Consider the following 16,461-nt stretch of genomic DNA (forward strand, 5'->3'; position numbering starts at 1 on the left):
GCGCCACTTGCAGAACAAGTCTATCCGCGGCCGGTGGCGTCGCAGCACCAAGACCACGACGCTGCGGTGGCCGGCGCCTATCTGAACAAGACGTTCACCGCGATGGCCACGTCGGCGTTCGCCCACGCCGGTCAGGAGCGGGTCGTCGACGACCTCAACGCTGTCGGTGCGGCGTGGGGCTGCGTGCTGGTGCCGCCGAGTACGGCGAGCGCCACCATGAACAAGCTCGACGGCAATCCGTACGGGCTGAGTTTTGTACTGGCACACGGCAAGATCGCGGACACCGCGGTCGCGGCCGAGGTGCTCAGCGAGCATCTGTCTCGCTTCGTCGCCATCACCGACGCGCTGGCGCCGGTGCGGGCGGTCGGGGGATCTGCTTCACCGGATCAGCCCGGGCATCAACCCCCCCGGGCTGCTGACGTCTTCTGAGGGGGAGGCAATGACAAGTCCAACCAAGGTGATCGACGCGCACCCGGAGACGGTGCGCTTTCCGCTGATGGAGTTGCCGATCGTCGGCTTCCTGCTGGCCATGATGGCCGGCTCGATGAACGCGTGGACGCTGACCAACTCGTCGACCTTCTCCACGGTGCAGTCCGGCAACGTGGTGTCGATGGGGTACTGGCTGGTGGACGGTAACTGGGCCAAGTTCGCCTTCCCGGCGATCTCGGTGCTGGCCTTCGGTCTGGGGTCGGCGGTGTGCGGTGTGCTGATGACCTCGTATCTGCGGCGCGGCCGCAACTTCACCAATGCGGTGCTCACGTCGATGACCGTGCTGTTGATCGTTCTGGGCATCCTGGCGCTGACGATCGTCGGCACCAATCCGCACGACACCGCGAACGTGCTGGACTTCGGCAAGGACCACGACATGAGCGCGCAGTGGATCGCGGTGGCGATCAGCTTCGTCGCCGGCGCCCAGGGCAACGCCTTCCACAAGAACCACGGCATGCTCTACGGCAACGTGGCGGTGACCTTCGTGGTGCAGATGGCGTTCAACTTCCTGGTGCAGTCCTTCTTCTCCAAGAAGGGCATCAACGGCGAACCGAATCTGAAGTGGTCGGGGATCTTCTTCCTCACTCTGCTCGGATTCGCCGGCGGCGGTGCGATCGGCTTCTCGCTCGACAAGTACGGCACCAACGGGGCGTCCGTCTTCCTGCCCGCGGCGATCGCGCTCGCTCTGCTCGTGGTGTCGCTGACCCGCCGGCAGCAGAACGTGGATCCGAGCCAGGGCGGCACCTTCGCCTGACGCTCGTCACCCACCGAACACGACAGTCCCGCACCGGAGAACCGGTGCGGGACTGTCGCCTACGAGACGAAGTGGCCGGCGCAACGGCTCCGCACCCATCGGGTGCGGAGCCGTTGCGTCTGCGGGCCGCAGAGTCAGCGTGTCAGCCGACGATCAGCGATTCGCCGTCGGCGCTGACGTTGACCGGGACGGTGTCGCCGTCGCGGACGGTGCCGGCCAGCAGGGCCTTGGCGAGCTGGTCGCCGATCGCCTGCTGGACCAGTCGGCGCAGCGGCCGCGCACCGTAGAGCGGATCAAAGCCGCGCTCTGCCAGCCATTCCTTGGCCTTGGGCGTGACCTGCAGGTGCAGGCGCCGCTGTTCGAGGCGGGCGGCCAGGTTGTCGATCTGGATGTCGACGATGGACACCAACTGCTCGGGGCTCAGCGCGTCGAAGATCACCACGTCGTCGAGACGGTTGATGAACTCCGGCTTGAAGGCCGCACGCACGGCTGCCATCACCTGGTCGCGGTCGCCGCCGGCGCCCAGGTTGGACGTCAGGATCAAGATGGTGTTCCGGAAGTCCACCGTGCGGCCCTGACCGTCGGTCAGCCGACCCTCGTCGAGGACCTGCAGCAGGACGTCGAAGACGTCCGGATGCGCCTTCTCCACCTCGTCGAAGAGCACCACGGTGTAGGGGCGGCGGCGCACCGATTCGGTGAGCTGGCCGCCGGCCTCGTAGCCGACGTACCCGGGAGGGGCGCCGACGAGCCGGGCGACGCTGTGCTTCTCGCCGTACTCGCTCATGTCGATACGGACCATGGCGCGCTCGTCGTCGAACATGAACTCGGCGAGCGCCTTGGACAGTTCGGTCTTGCCGGTGCCGGTAGGGCCGAGGAACAGGAACGATCCCAGCGGCCGGTTCGGGTCGGCGACGCCGGCCCGGGCGCGACGCACCGCGTCGGAGACGGCGGTGACCGCCTCGGTCTGGCCGATGACGCGCTTGCCGAGTTCGGCCTCCATGCGCAGCAGCTTGGCGGTCTCGCCTTCGAGCATCTTGCCCGCGGGCACACCGGTCCACGCCGAGACGACCTCGGCGACGGCGTCCGGTCCCACCTCCTCGGAGAGCATGGTGTCCTCGTCGGGGTCGGTGCCGGTCTTCTCAATCGCGGCCTCAAGCTCCTTCTCGAGGGCCGGGACCCGGCCGTACCGCAGCTCGGCGGCCCGGCCCAGATCGCCGTCGCGTTCGGCGCGGTCGGCTTCGCCGCGCAGCTTCTCGAGTTCCTCCTGCACGTCGCGGATGGCGTCGATGGCGGTCTTCTCGCCCTGCCAGCGGGCGTTGAGCTCGTTGAGCTTCTCCCGCTGATCGGCCAGTTCGCCGCGCAGCTTCTCCAGGCGCTCCTTGGAGGCGGCGTCAGTCTCCTTCTCCAGGGCCACCTCTTCCACTTCGAGCCGCCGGACGATGCGCTCCACCTCGTCGATCTCGACGGGGCGCGAGTCGATCTCCATGCGCAGCCGGGAGGCGGCCTCGTCGACCAGGTCGATGGCCTTGTCCGGCAGGAAGCGCGAGGTGATGTAGCGGTCGGAAAGCGTTGCGGCAGCGACCAATGCGGAGTCGGTGATGCGGACGCCGTGGTGCACCTCGTAGCGGTCCTTGAGGCCGCGGAGGATGCCGATGGTGTCCTCGACGGAGGGCTCACCGACGTAGACCTGCTGGAAGCGGCGTTCGAGCGCGGCGTCCTTCTCGATGTACTGGCGGTACTCCTCGAGGGTGGTCGCGCCGACCAGCCGCAGTTCGCCGCGGGCGAGCATGGGCTTGATCATGTTGCCGGCGTCCATCGCCGATTCGCCGGTCGCGCCGGCGCCGACGATGGTGTGCAGCTCGTCGATGAAGGTGATGATCTGGCCGTCGGAGGCCTTGATCTCGTCGAGCACGGCCTTGAGGCGTTCCTCGAACTCACCGCGGTACTTGGCGCCGGCCACCATCGAACCCAGGTCCAGGGAGACGACGGTCTTGTTGCGCAACGACTCCGGCACGTCGCCGGCGACGACACGCTGCGCCAGGCCTTCGACGATGGCCGTCTTGCCGACGCCCGGCTCGCCGATGAGGACCGGGTTGTTCTTGGTGCGCCGGCTCAGCACCTGCACCACGCGGCGAATCTCGCTGTCCCGACCGATGACCGGGTCGAGCTCGCCCGCACGGGCGCGCTTGGTCAGGTCGGTGGAGTACTTCTCCAGCGACTGATAGGTGTCCTCCGGGTTCTCACTGGTCACCCGGGCGGTGCCGCGGACGGCGACGAAGGCCTCCCGCAGTGCGTCCGGGGTGGCGCCGGCGCCGGCGAGTAGCCGGGCCGCATCCGAGTCGCCGGTAGCCAGTCCGACCATCAGGTGCTCGGTGGAGACATATTCGTCGCCCATCTCCGTCGCCAGTTTCTGGGCTTCGGTGATGGCGGCGATCGATTCGCGGCTGAGCTGCGGCTGGGCCGCCGAGCTGGACACGACGGGCGCACGGCCGACCAGGTCGCGGGCCTGCGTCCGGATGTGCGAGGGATCCACTCCCACCGCCTTGAGCAGCGGCGAAGCGATTCCGTCGGTCTGGTCGAGGAGCGCGGCGAGGATATGCGCGGGACGCACATCCGGATTGCCGGCGGCAGCGGCGTCCTGGACGGCGGCCTGCAGCGCAGCCTGCGTCTTGGTGGTGGGGGTGAAGCTGTCCACTTGCACTCGCCTTTCTGTTGGCATAGCTCTCCGGGTCTTCCGGAGTTAAGTCTACGAGGCTCAAGTCGGCCTCTCATGTGGATTCAACACCCTAAGAGTTGAGTCTGTTCCACTAAACTTACGGCCCGGCCTATGAGATATGCCACAGTGTCAGCTGCCGCGGGCGCTCAGAGTCTGGACTGGCGGAGCGAATTTCTGGATTACTGGACAGTAGTGCCCCTCCAGCCACAGCGGTCACAAAGTCTGGATTGAGGCCACATCTGATCTGAACAACGAAGACTCCAGCCACTAGCTAGCCAGTAGTGCCCACGGTCGGCGCCCCCAAGCGAGTAGCGTTACGCTTCTGTGTGGGCCGTCACTCGCAGATAGTCTGAGTGGCGTGCGCATCGGTGACTCTGTCCAGCTCTCGGTCGACATGCTGAACCGCGCTCGCCGGTTCACCCCAGAGCAACGCCCGCGTCAAGTACTGGGAGAAGCAGCAATGCTGCACGCCTGTATCGCGGTGGACGCGACCGGAAAACGAATGACCGGAGGACCCGTAGGCGAGCGCTTCACGGCGGCGATTCGAGAGCACCTCGATATCCTCAGCGCCGTGGGCCTTCCCGCGATGGACTTGGCGCGGACGCGATTTCCGTACCCCAGCCTCCGCGTCACCCCCAAGGAGCGTGGCGGTGAGCCGGATATCGCCGACCTGCTATATCTCCAACACAGGTGCACACTCGGGCACGGCGACGAGGTCCCACTAGTCTTCTCCTTGATTCCGCACGACGACGTGCCCGGCAACTACCCTGTCCAGTTCACCTCTGAAGCAATCCGGCTACCGGAGATCGTCGTGTACGGGTTGCTGGCCATCGTGGTACTTGCCCCGGTCAATGCTGGTGAACGAACTCAAGACGCCATCGTTCCATGGGCACGCGGTCCCCTTGTCGCCAACGACTGGTGGGGCCGCGTAGAGGACTTCCGCACCGAACTGGAGAGCTCGGGGTTCAACAGGTTCCAACTCGACGAGACCCCCGTTCTATCGCCGAACGCACCGCTCATCGATATCGCTCGTGCGACTATGCAGCGGTCCGGCATTCCAGAACTCAAGCAGCTCTGATTCGTGGCTGACAGATCGGCAGACTCCGACCTGTCGGGTGAACCCTGAAGCCAAAACACGATGACCAGCACCGATAACCACCCGACTACCGAGATCACGCTCGAGCGCACGATCTCAGGTCAGACCTTTCGCGATGTCGAGCGGCAGGTCGCAGGCGATCTGGATAACGAGCACCAACTCCTCCTGAGCTGCCCGCCGTTCCAGGGAGCGGCCGACTGCAGAACGGACGGCCGACACATCAGGGGCGTTTCCGGGGCTGCGCCACTGCGGCACCGGCTACCATGTGCGGATCTCGTGGATGAGGTTGTCCCAGACCGCGGGCCTGATGGAATGGGGCGGAGTGTTCAGGAGCTCCTTTGAGACCTCTTGGTAGACGAACTGGGTCAGGCCGACAACGGCCATTCGCAGACCGTCCCAATCCTGGATCGTCTTCGCGACCTCGACGAACGACGGCCGAGAGTCATCCCGTGCCACGTGAGACACGGATTGACGGCGCTGGTTGAACTCCTTGAAGTAGCGCTCCAACAATATGTACATAGGCGGCTCCATCAAGGGGCCGGCCTCATTCTTGAGCTGATTCAGTGCGTGGCCACCGTTGCCGAGCTCCGGTAGAAGGCCTTCCGCAATGCCATAGCCGCGCCAGTACGTCGCCGTGGACATCATCTCTGGCCAAGGCGTCGCCATCGACTGGAGAACGAGTACATGTTCCATGAAGCCGAGAAAGGCATGCCGCACGTTCTCTTCGAGCGGGAGAACCGCCGGCATTGCCGGCAGATCGTCAGAGCTGACGCCGCAGCCTAAGGTCCAGCCATAGATCACCGGGTTGAGCGCGCTCGGCAGCGGAACAGCCAGTCCCGGAAGGTCCTTCTGTGCTCGGTCCAAGACCCGCTGTTGGAGGTCCTTCGAAAGGTCGTAGCACCGGCCAGCGTTGCGTAGACCGGCCAGGATCCAGGTCGCAAGCACGGCGTGGTCCGGCTGACTCAGCGCAAAGTCGGCAACAGTGTCAGGCGTCATGTACTGCAGGTCGGAAGTCCACTTGTCCTCGTAGGCTTCGATTGCCTCGTCGAGCCAGTCGACGTCGTACCTGATCTCGTCAAGCCGGTACCCCAGCGGGTCGGCCAAGCTCTTGTTGCTGGCGAGGAGCCGGTACAGCTCAGCGTAGACGATCGGAGCGAACTCGCACTTCAACTCAGCCACAGCAGGCGCTCCAGGCGATCGGCGAGCGGGGTGACTGGCAGGTCTGGCACGAGCTGGTCGAGCGCCTCCGGGCGGACAGGGAGGTTTTCGAGGTCGTTCCGGCGAAGGATGGGGATGGCGGCTCCGCTGATCAGGATCTTGCGAAGAGCGAAGCCCTCCCGGCCGTTGAGGTACTGCGCGAGTGCTGGTCCCAGGTGAGGGTCGCGCAGGCGTAGCACGTAGACGCGTAGATCTGCCACAGCTTCGGTCTGTGCGACTGTCGCGTGTGGACGCTCGCCGGGCTCCGCGACACACAGATCGCCGGGGCGAACCACGGTCACGCGCTCGGCGGTCGCAGGCACCCAGCGCCGGGGCGGGTTCCCTGAGAGCATGCGGATATCTGCGACGGGCAGGAAGCCGACCTCTTGCTCCTCGACGGCGCCGTCCCGGACCGGGCGTCCCTTCACGATCTCGCTGCAATAGTCCTTGAGAGGGATGCCCTCCTGGAGGAGGTCCGGGCGCGGGCTGGCCAGCATGAAGCGCCACTCGCTCCCCCGCAGGTCGGCTGTGCGCCACCACGTCTCGGGAGCCTCCTCTTCCTCGAGGTGGGTCGTTGACGCCTCGCTCTGCAGTGCCTCGATCAGCGCGTGTTGCTTGATCAGCGTGGGCAGCGGGATCGCGATGTCGAGGAGGTCACTGAGGGCCAACAGCAATGCTGCCGAACCCACAGCGAGGCTTCTTCGAAGATCAAGCCCTGATCGAGAGTTCAGCAGGCCCCACAACCACAGCGCAGACACCTCTCGCCCTGGGCGCAGCGCATAGAAGGCCGACGACACCAACGCGCCCGCCATAGCGTCCGAGACGAGAAGGGCAAGACCCGATGGGCTACGCGGGACAAGAAGGTCTCCTTGACGAAGCTCCGACCCCACCTGGTAGGCCGCACCCTGGTACTTGCGACTTCGGCGGCGTACTCCACCACGGGCCACATCGACACCGTCAGGGGTAATGACGGGTGTTCCCACGTCTGCGAACGACGCTGGGGCCAAAGTCGCCACGAGTTCCCGAAGCGCTACGTTCGGCGCCTGAATCGGCCACTCGAATGCACCCGCGAGCAGGCGGGAGGGTTCCCAGCTCGCCTGACGGCGGAGGTCGAGAATGTTAGTGGTAGCCACGACCGCCACCAGTCCTATCGCCATCGATGTGGGCGAGCGCCGCCGTCAAGGCTGCGCCACCCGAAGCCAGCTGCGTCTCCCAGTCCTCCCCGAGCTGCGCGACGAAGGTCTCCCCGGGCTCGCGCCGCTCGATCACGAGGAGCACAGAGCGCACGCCGGTGCCAGGCACCGCGCCACCAGGAAGACCGATAAGCGCAGCCACGCGGAGTTGCTCAGCGAGGTACTGGCGGTATTGCTCGGCGGCGCGCTGGAAGGTGAACCCGGCTGCAACGTGAAGCACCGCGCGACCACCTGGTCGTAGTTGCTGCAGTGCGAGGTCGACCGCTGCAACCGTCATGTCGGTCGTGGTCGAACCATCGAGGAGCACCCGAGGTTCGCGAAGGCGCATCCCAAGCGGGGGTGCGGCCAGCACAAGGTCTGCCAACGGCAACTCAACCTCGAAAGCATCTCCCGAGACGATCGTCGTCAGCAGCGGCGCCGTCCGCCCAATAGTGCCCGCCAGGCTGGCCAGGCCGTCGTTCACCTCGACCCCGACGAACTCGACCGGCGCATCGTGCCGCAGTGCGCGATCCATCACGGCCCAGAGGAAGGAACCTGTGCCGCAGAACGGATCAAGCACGGTGCCAGCGATGGGCGGCCCCGCCAGATCGGCCATTGCCCGTGCAATCACCGGATCAGAGGCCAGAGCCTCGCCCTTGCCCGTATTGCTGGCGAACTCAATCAGTGCGCGGCGTCTCGCCTGCCAGAGCACATCGCTACGCACCGGCACGAAGCCATCGGCCGTCTCGATACCGGCGACGTCCGGCTCAGCAGTGAGATCAGCGGCCGGGAAGAAGTTGTCAACCTGAGCACCGTGAGCGCGCTCCCCGTCAACGTGACGCCACAACGACTTGAGCAACAGAGAAGTCGCGAGACCTTCGTCGACGAGCAAACCTCGCGGCCCATGCTGCGGCGGGGTCGGCCCATCCACCGGCTCAAGAGAGCGGACGCTCCGGTCAGCCTTGAACCACTGTCCGTTGACTACCGCGTAATGGTCGGTCGTGCCAAGAAGATCGCGGCTTCGAGCCAGGGCCGGGAGGGCCAGTTCTGGGGTCTTAAACTGGCCAGACTTGATCTCGACGACTGCCCACGGAACAAGTTCGCCACTGTTGTCCGCAGCCCAAGCCACCACATCTGGACGGACCTTCGACCGCGGGTCGATCGGGGCCTCGAGCTGGACGAGTTCGAAACCAGCAACGCGTAGCCGGGCGCGCACTTCGTCGCGCATTGATGCTTCCTTTGTCATCGGATTTCCCTCCCTTCTCGTTCAAGCGAGCCAGTGAACGTACCACGGCGGACTGACAATGCAAAGTCGGAGCGTTGCACCCATCCACAACGAAGGACAGACTCATGCACCCTGCACTGACACGTTCCAGAAGCGCACCAGAAGAACGCTTGCGGCTTCTCGCGTCAGTGTTTCTCTCGGCGTTTCTCCACGCAACCCCGCATCGACCTCGACCAGTTATGGAAGGTTCGACACGATCATGTTCGGAAAGCGCGGTTGCCTCGGGGCTTGGTTGCGATGCTGCACAGGCTTGCACTCATGACGGCCGCGCAACTCTCCGTCGCCATCGGCCGCGTCGCCCACTGGACTGGCCCCCAGCGACACCGTAGACCGCTGGCTCGCCCGCCGCCGCGTCGATGCGACTCCCAGCGAAGCACTTCTCCAGCTCGACCCCATCGCATGCGACCGAACCCGTCCGCCTCGTCACAGATCCCATGGGCTGTGATTAGCCTGATGAGTGCGGTACGGACGGCTGAAGGAGAGACGACTTGAGTAACCTGGGCAACTTCGTGTGGGGCATCGCCGACCAGTTACGAGGCGTGTACAAGCCGCATCAGTACGGCGGAGTGATCCTGCCGTTCACGATCCTGCGCCGCCTGGATTGCATCCTCGAACCCCACCGCGACGAGATCCGGAAGCTGGCCGAGCAGTACGACGGCGGCGCACTGGACGTGCAGGTCAGACGCAAGACGGGCCTGTCGTTCTACAACACCAGTCCGTTCGACTTCACCACCCTCCTGGAGGACCCCGAGGGCGTGCGGGCGAACCTGATGGACTACATCACCGGCTTCTCGTCGAACATCGACGTCTTCGAGCGCTTCAAGTTCGAGAACGAGCTGGCGACCCTGGACGAGAAGAACCGCCTGTATCTGGTCACCTCCCAGTTCGCCGAAGTGGATCTGCATCCCGACCGGGTGCCCAATGCCGAGATGGGCGACCTGTTCGAGCACCTGATCTACAAGTTCGCCGAAGCCTCCAACGAGGAGGCCGGCGAGCACTACACCCCGCGCGACGCGATCCGCCTCATGGTCGATCTCCTCTTCGCCGAAGAGAACCTCGCCCTGCTCGAACCCGGCACCGTCCGCACCATCTACGACCCCACCGCCGGCACCGGCGGCATGCTCTCGGTCGCCGAAGAACGCCTCCTCGAACGCAACCCCGACGCCCGGCTGCGCCTGTACGGCCAGGAGATCAACGACCAGTCCTATGCGATCTGCAAGTCCGACATGATCGCCAAAGGCCAGGACGTGGACAACATCCGACTGGGCGACACCCTGTCCGACGACCAGTTCTTCGACCGCACCTTCGACTTCTGCATGTCCAACCCCCCGTACGGAGTGGACTGGAAAGCCTCGGCAGAGGCGGTGAAGAAGGAAGCCCTGGCGCCGAATTCCCGCTTCTCCCACGGTTTTCCGGCGATCGGCGACGGACAAATGCTGTTCCTGTGCCACATCGCCTCGAAGATGCGGGCCCCGCACGACGGCGGCGGCCGGGCCGGAATCGTCCTCAACGGCTCGCCACTGTTCACCGGCGCCGCCGAGTCCGGGCCGTCAAAGATCCGGCAGTGGCTGCTGGAATCGGATCTGGTCGAGGCGATCATCGCCCTGCCGACCAACATGTTCTTCAACACCGGCATCGCCACCTATATCTGGATCCTCGACAACACCAAACAGCCCGAACGCCAGGGCAAGATCCAGCTGATCGACGCCACCAGCTTCTGGACCAAGATGCGCAAGAGCCTCGGCGCCAAGAACCGTGAACTCGATGCCGACGCCCGCGACCGGATCCTCGCCCTCTACGACGCGTTCGACGACGCCGACCCCGACTACTCCAAAGTGTTCACCGCCGACGACTTCGGCTACTGGACCATCACCGTCGAACGCCCCCTCCTCGACGACGACGGCAACCCGGTCACCGACCGCAAGGGCAACCCGAAACCCGACCCCAGGAAACGCGACACCGAGAACATCCCCTTCACCTACGGCCGCGAGCGCTCGTCCACCGGGCAGCCCACCTCGCCGGCTGAGCCCACCTCGCCGGCTGAGCTTGTCGAAGCCCCGCCAACGCAGACCGACCGAGACGCAACCATCAAGGCGTACTTCGAGTCCGAAGTGCTCCCGCACGTCCCTGACGCGTGGATCGACGAGAAGAAGACCAAGGTCGGCTACGAGATCCCCTTCACCCGGCACTTCTACAAATACATCCCACCCCGCCCCCTCGCCGAGATCGACGCCGACCTCGAGAAGCAGGTCGCGAAGATCATGCACCTGCTTCGGGAGGTGGAGGGATGATCGACCTACCCGAGCATTGGGATCGGGGACGTATCAAGTGGGATACCAAACTGGAAGCAGGTGCAACCCCGTCCACAGATGAGCCCACGTTCTGGTTGGACGGCGACAATCCCGAAGGCACGCCGTTTGTCGCTATCTCAGACATGAGCCGCCGCACTTATGTAACCAATACTGCGAAGTCACTCTCCAAAGAGGCGATCGCAACCCGAACGATGCCGATGGGTACAGCGGGCACGTTGCTGCTGGCAATGTATGCAAGCGTCGGCGAGGTTGCGTTCCTCGACCTGCGAGCAACTTGGAACCAAGCACTTCTCGGGATCGAGCCAAACCACGATCGCGTGGATCCCCGCTTCCTTCGGTATGTGTTACTGGACATGCGTGATGACCTCCTACGCGAGGTTCGCAGCAACACCCAGGCGAACCTCAATGCCGGGCAGATTGGAAACATATGGTTCCAGCGCCCGCCGCTAGGCGAGCAGCGTGCCATCGCCGACTTCCTGGACCGAGAGACCGCCCGGATCGACACGCTCATCGAGGAGCAGCAGCGACTCATCGATCTCCTACGGGAGAGACGATCGGCAGTAATAACAAACGCTGCAACCGCAGGAATTGACCGAGCGCCACTGGTCGACAGTGGAAACGTCTACCTTGGATCCGTTCCAGCCCATTGGGTAGTCAGCCGATTCAGTCGAGAAATCGATATAAACACTGGTCAGGTGGATCCGCAGGTTGAGCCGTGGGCGTCGATGGTTCTTGTGGCCCCGAACCATATCGAAGCTGGAACAGGAAGGATCGTGGATCGAGAAACGGCCCGCGAGCAGGGTGCGGAAAGCGGGAAGTACCTGGCGTCAGCTGGGCAGCTCATCTACTCCAAGATTCGTCCATCTCTAAACAAGGTTGCAATCGCTGAGATCGATTGCCTGACGAGTGCAGACATGTACGCGATGTCCAGCAAGCAGGGAGACGACCTTCGGTACGTGCAGTACTACATGCTCGCGCAACCCTTCCACACTTTCGCAACGCAGATGTCCTTGCGCGTCAAGATGCCAAAGATCAATCGTGATGAACTCGGAGAAGCGCCCTACCTTCGGCCCCCACTCGACGAGCAGCGCCGCATAGTTGCCTTCATCGACAATCAGACTGCACGGATCGACACACTGATCTCAGAGGCGCAGCGCTTCATCGAGTTGGCGCGAGAGCGTCGTTCGGCTCTGATTACAGCTGCGGTGACTGGCCAGGTTGATGTGTGGGATGAGGTGGGGTGAGTCGTGGCGCAGCACAATGAGGTCGAGTTCGAGCGGGAGATCGCCGAGTACCTGGCCGCCCACGGTTGGCTGTACTCGCCCACCGACGCCGGCTACGACCGCGAGCGAGCCTTGTTCCCGGAGGATGTGCTGGGCTGGTTGCGGGACACTCAGCCTGAGCAGGTCGAGAAGGTTATCAAGCCGGGTGTGCGTTTCGACAAGCTCAACGACCGGGGCAGGCTCAACGACCAAGGCGAGCTCAACGACCGGGAGTCTCAGCAGGAGGGGCAGCTTCTCGACCGGCTGGTGAAGGTCCTGGACCTGCCGTTGGTCAACGGTGGCGGCACCCTGAACGTGCTGCGCAAGGGGTTTTCGCATCTGTCGGGCAAGTTCGCGATGTGCCAGTTTCGGCCCGAGACATCCCTGAATTCCAAACGCAACACCGATTATGCGGCGGTGCGGTTGCGGGTGATGCGGCAGGTGCATTTCTCTACCGCGAACAACCGGTCGGTGGATCTGGTGTTCTTCGTCAACGGTCTGCCGGTGGCCACGGCGGAGTTGAAGACTGATTTCACGCAGACGGTGACCGATGCGATCGATCAGTACCGGACCACGCGTCTGCCGAAGGACCCCAAGTCCGGGCATGTGGAGCCGCTGTTCGTCTCGGGGGCGCGGGCGTTGGTGCATTTCGCGGTCTCCAACGACGAGGTGTGGATGACCACCAACCTGGCCGGGGCCAAGACCCATTTTCTGCCGTTCAACCGGGGCACCGAAGACGGCGGAGCCGGCAACCCGTTGAACCCGCACGGGTCACGCACCTCGTACCTGTGGGAACGGGTCCTTCAGCGGGATGCGTGGCTGAACATTCTGGGTCGGCTGATGTACATCAAGCACGAGCAGTCGACCGACCCGATCAGCGGCAAGACCACCCGGTCATCGACCATGCGGTTCCCGCGGTTTCATCAGTGGGAGGCGGTCACCGACCTGACCGCGGCCGTCACCGCCGAAGGCCCGGGACAGCGGTATCTGATTCAGCATTCGGCCGGCTCGGGCAAGACTGACTCGATCGCCTGGACCGCGCACCGCATGGCGCGGCTGCAGGTCGACAACGCGAAGGTGTTCGACTCGGTCATCGTCGTCACCGACCGCAACGTCCTGGACGCCCAGCTCCAGGATGCGATCACCCAGATCGACAACGACGCGGGAATCGTGGTCGCGATCGACCGGGAGGAGGCCGCCAAGGCCGGTGCCTCCAAGTCCGGAATCCTGGCCAAAGCGCTGCTGGATGGGAAGTTGATCATCGTGGTGACGATCCAGACGTTCCCGTACGCCATGGCGGCGATCCGCGAGAACAAGGGTTTGAAGGGCAAAACGTTCGCGGTGATCGCCGACGAGGCCCACTCCTCCCAGTCCGGGCAGATCGCCGGGAAACTCAAAGCCGTCCTGACCGCCGAAGAACTCCAGAACATCGACGACGGCGGCGACATCGATGTCGAGGCGATCCTGGCCGCCGAAGCCACCGATCGAGCGGACGCGTCGAACATCTCCTACTTCGCGTTCACCGCGACCCCCAAGGGCAAGACCCTCGAACTGTTCGGCCGCCGCCCCGCCCCAGACGAGCCGCCAGCCGCGTTCCACGTCTACACGATGAAGCAGGCCATCGAGGAGGGCTACATCCTCGACGTGCTCACCGGCTACCACAGCTTCAAGCTCGCCTTCCAGATCGGCCAGAACGCCGCCACCGAGAACGAGGTCGACCAGTCCGAGGCGACCAAGGCGGTGATGAAGTGGGTCAAGCTCAACCCGCAGACCATCGCACAGAAGTCGGCGATCATCGTCGAACACTTCCGGGAAAACGTCGCGGACCTGCTCGACGGGCATGCCAAGGCGATGGTCGTCGCCGATTCCCGCAAGGCCGCCGTCCGATACAAACTCGCCATCGACCGCTACATCGCCGACAAGGGTTACGGCTACGGCACCCTGGTCGCGTTCTCCGGCTCCGTTCCTGACCCCGAGTCCGGACCCGAGGAATTCACCGAAGCCACCATGAACCCCGGTGTCCGGGATCTGCGCACCGCGTTCACCGGGGATCAGTACCGGGTAATGATCGTGGCCAACAAGTTCCAGACCGGTTTCGACCAACCGTTGCTGTGTGCGATGTACGTCGACCGGAAGCTCTCCGGCGTCACCGCCGTCCAGACCCTGTCACGGTTGAACCGCACCTACCGCACACCGTCGGGCACCGTAAAGACCGCGGCCATGACCCAGGTCGTGGACTTCGTCAACGAGCCGGCCACCATCCGCGAAGCGTTCGAACCGTACTTCACCGACGCCTTCCTCGAAACCGAGACCGACCCCAACCTGGTCCACGACCTGGCCGCCAAACTCGACACCGCCGGCATCTATACCCAGGCCGAGATCGACCGGTGCGCCGACTACTACGTGAAAGGCAAGGGCAATACCGCGCTTTCCGCGACAGTCGGGCCAGGCCAAAAACGGTTCGCCGACCGCTACACCGCCGCCCTCCTCCACAACGGCGGCGACGGCGATCAGGCCGAGCTGGCGGTGCTGGACATGTTCCGCCGCGACGTCGGCTCGTTCGTCCGGCTCTACGACTTCATGTCCCAGATCATCGACTACGGCGACCCCGAGCTCGAGAAGAAACACATCTACCTGCGCCTGCTCGAACGCGTCATCAAACCCGACAACTACACCGCCCCCATCGACCTGTCCGACGTGGTCCTCAAACAGGTCAAGCAGATCGACCAAGGCAAGACCGACATCAGCCTCGGCGCCAAGGCCGGACTGACCGGGCTGACCGCCGCCGGCACCGGGGAACGCCGGGATCCCACCATGGTCGCCTTCCAGGAGGTACTCGACAGGCTCAACGAATTGTTCGGGTCCGAAGACTTCTCGCAGGCGCAGAAGACCTCGTTCGTCGAGGCCCTGCTGGCGACCCTCCTGGCCGACGCCGACCTGGTTCAGCAGGCCCGCGTCAACACCGCCAAGCAGTTCACCGAGTCACCGGACTTCGAGTTCGCCGTCACCGGTGCCGTCGCCGACAACCAAGGTGCCCACTCGAAGATGAGCGACTACTTCTTCAGCAATACCCCCGGACGCGACCACCTCCTGGCCGACATCGCGAAATGGTTCTACCGAGTCGTCGCTGATCAGGCGTCACCGTAGGACCACGGCATGCACCACCGGGGTTCGTCTGACGTTGCGCCCATCAGCCGCGAACGCCGAGTCGATCGACCCGGCCACTTCCCCACATCCATACCAGGATGTCGAAGACTCTGATCGTGCTGATGTCACTCTCGATCCCGGCCTCACCTCGAATCTCGTCGAGGTGCTTGACGAGCCGACGGTTGTCGGCGCGCAGTGCGGCTTGGAGGTTGTGGTAGAAGTTGTGCCGGCGAGTGTTGTGGCCGACGGTCTCGACCACCACCGAGTCCATAATCGGGAGCAGCCTGGGCCGTTTGCGTGCCAGGAGTTTACTGGTCTTAGCACGGCCTACGCCGGGGTTGCCCCGTACTAATGACCACAACTTCTCAGCATCAGCGAGGACATCCTCGTCTGCATCGACGAGGTCAAGATCCGTCGGGAGGCGTCGCAGTAGTGCGCGCAACTGGTCGCGGTAGTCGGGGTCGGTGTCGCCGAGAATCCGCAAGGTCGCGTCACCGGGGATCCTGACGTCAAGAAGGGTGACCGCCACAAGGTCATCGACGGCGAACCCATCTCTTGTCTCGAAACGGTCGCCACCACCAGCGAACCGCTCGAAATGGGACCCACTGTAAGCGGGCAGAGGATCGGCGTGGAAGTAGTCAGTCAGCACGTCGACAGCAAGTTCGCCCTGTTCAGAGTCGAGAATCAGCGGCAGGCGCATACCGTCAATGGCCATGACCGACGGTACCCCGAAGACGGTGTTAGGTGTCGCTCAATGGGCCCTGCGCAACGCCAGCGTCGCCGCGTGCCCTTCGATGGGTTTCACGCTGCCGTGCCAACCACCGCCGTACTTGCTGCGGGTAGAGGTCCAGTCCCGGTAGGTCTTCGGCGTACTCAAGGTAGGTGCTTTCGCGGCGTTCGCCTCGGCTCGCGTTTACGACATCCCATCGTCAGCGTTTGACTGCTCGTTTTGGTACTCAGCTACAAACTCAGCTGCCGCCTTCACGATACGAGTGCGAGCAAGCTGCGGGTCGTCCCCATCGAGTAACTCA

Annotated in this window: 11 protein-coding genes; 6 read left to right on the plus strand and 5 right to left on the minus strand. The window is 64.2% G+C overall.

Annotated elements, in window-relative coordinates:
- Together ACJMNC_RS14600 and ACJMNC_RS14605 are read left to right on the plus strand one after the other, a co-directional pair.
- A partial coding sequence (locus ACJMNC_RS14600) for a hypothetical protein (RefSeq protein ID WP_408948682.1) occupies window positions 1–429 on the plus strand: 429 nt, incomplete at its 5' end.
- 10 nt (window positions 430–439) lie between these two features.
- Window positions 440–1,243: a YoaK family protein gene (locus ACJMNC_RS14605; RefSeq protein WP_408948683.1), complete on the plus strand. Its 804-nt coding sequence runs from the start codon at window positions 440–442 to the stop codon at window positions 1,241–1,243.
- 142 nt (window positions 1,244–1,385) lie between these two features.
- On the opposite strand, the gene clpB is transcribed toward ACJMNC_RS14605, so the two are convergent.
- A complete protein-coding gene (gene clpB, locus ACJMNC_RS14610) occupies window positions 1,386–3,938 on the minus strand; it encodes an ATP-dependent chaperone ClpB (RefSeq protein ID WP_408948684.1) in 2,553 nt (850 codons plus the stop codon).
- 379 nt (window positions 3,939–4,317) lie between these two features.
- Here clpB and ACJMNC_RS14615 point away from each other — a divergent pair, with 379 nt between their 5' ends.
- A complete protein-coding gene (locus tag ACJMNC_RS14615; protein ID WP_408948685.1) occupies window positions 4,318–5,037 on the plus strand; it encodes a hypothetical protein in 720 nt (239 codons plus the stop codon).
- Window positions 5,038–5,313: 276 nt separating this feature from the next.
- On the opposite strand, the gene ACJMNC_RS14620 is transcribed toward ACJMNC_RS14615, so the two are convergent.
- The 3 genes from ACJMNC_RS14620 to ACJMNC_RS14630 form a co-directional block, all read right to left on the minus strand.
- Window positions 5,314–6,234, minus strand: coding sequence for a hypothetical protein (locus ACJMNC_RS14620; RefSeq protein ID WP_408948686.1), 921 nt, complete (start codon window positions 6,232–6,234; stop codon window positions 5,314–5,316).
- Complete coding sequence (locus ACJMNC_RS14625) at window positions 6,222–6,941, minus strand: hypothetical protein (RefSeq protein WP_408948687.1); 720 nt, start codon at window positions 6,939–6,941, stop codon at window positions 6,222–6,224. Before ACJMNC_RS14625 ends, ACJMNC_RS14620 begins: the two co-directional genes overlap by 13 nt.
- 430 nt (window positions 6,942–7,371) lie before the next feature.
- Complete coding sequence (locus ACJMNC_RS14630; protein WP_408948688.1) at window positions 7,372–8,652, minus strand: class I SAM-dependent DNA methyltransferase; 1,281 nt, start codon at window positions 8,650–8,652, stop codon at window positions 7,372–7,374.
- Between the two features lie 545 nt (window positions 8,653–9,197).
- Between ACJMNC_RS14630 and ACJMNC_RS14635 the strand changes: the two genes are divergently transcribed.
- The 3 genes from ACJMNC_RS14635 to ACJMNC_RS14645 are packed head-to-tail and all read left to right on the plus strand — an operon-like array spanning window position 9,198 to window position 15,430.
- The gene (locus ACJMNC_RS14635) at window positions 9,198–11,000 is read left to right on the plus strand and encodes an N-6 DNA methylase (protein WP_408948689.1); all 1,803 of its coding nucleotides are present in this window, start codon (window positions 9,198–9,200) and stop codon (window positions 10,998–11,000) included.
- Window positions 10,997–12,265: a restriction endonuclease subunit S gene (locus ACJMNC_RS14640; protein WP_408948690.1), complete on the plus strand. Its 1,269-nt coding sequence runs from the start codon at window positions 10,997–10,999 to the stop codon at window positions 12,263–12,265. The genes ACJMNC_RS14635 and ACJMNC_RS14640 overlap by 4 nt, the downstream gene beginning before the upstream one ends.
- A 3-nt stretch (window positions 12,266–12,268) precedes the next feature.
- A complete protein-coding gene (locus ACJMNC_RS14645; protein ID WP_408948691.1) occupies window positions 12,269–15,430 on the plus strand; it encodes a type I restriction endonuclease subunit R in 3,162 nt (1,053 codons plus the stop codon).
- A 43-nt stretch (window positions 15,431–15,473) separates the two neighbouring features.
- Here ACJMNC_RS14645 and ACJMNC_RS14650 read toward each other — a convergent pair whose 3' ends face one another.
- Window positions 15,474–16,145 carry a DUF6308 family protein gene (locus ACJMNC_RS14650; RefSeq protein WP_408948692.1) on the minus strand — a complete coding sequence of 224 codons (672 nt, stop codon included), beginning with the start codon at window positions 16,143–16,145 and terminating at the stop codon, window positions 15,474–15,476.
- Window positions 16,146–16,461: the final 316 nt, after the last annotated feature.

This window comes from Gordonia sp. VNK21 (assembly GCF_046098115.1).
Classification (GTDB): Bacteria; Actinomycetota; Actinomycetes; order Mycobacteriales; family Mycobacteriaceae; genus Gordonia.

Coding starts and splice junctions, on each gene's coding strand:
- ACJMNC_RS14640 (WP_408948690.1), top strand. CDS start 10,997: ATGATCGACCTACCCGAGCATTGGGATCGGGGACGTATCAAGTGGGAT.
- ACJMNC_RS14630 (WP_408948688.1), bottom strand. CDS start 8,652: ATGCGCGACGAAGTGCGCGCCCGGCTACGCGTTGCTGGTTTCGAACTC.
- ACJMNC_RS14650 (WP_408948692.1), bottom strand. CDS start 16,145: ATGGCCATTGACGGTATGCGCCTGCCGCTGATTCTCGACTCTGAACAG.
- ACJMNC_RS14605 (WP_408948683.1), top strand. CDS start 440: ATGACAAGTCCAACCAAGGTGATCGACGCGCACCCGGAGACGGTGCGC.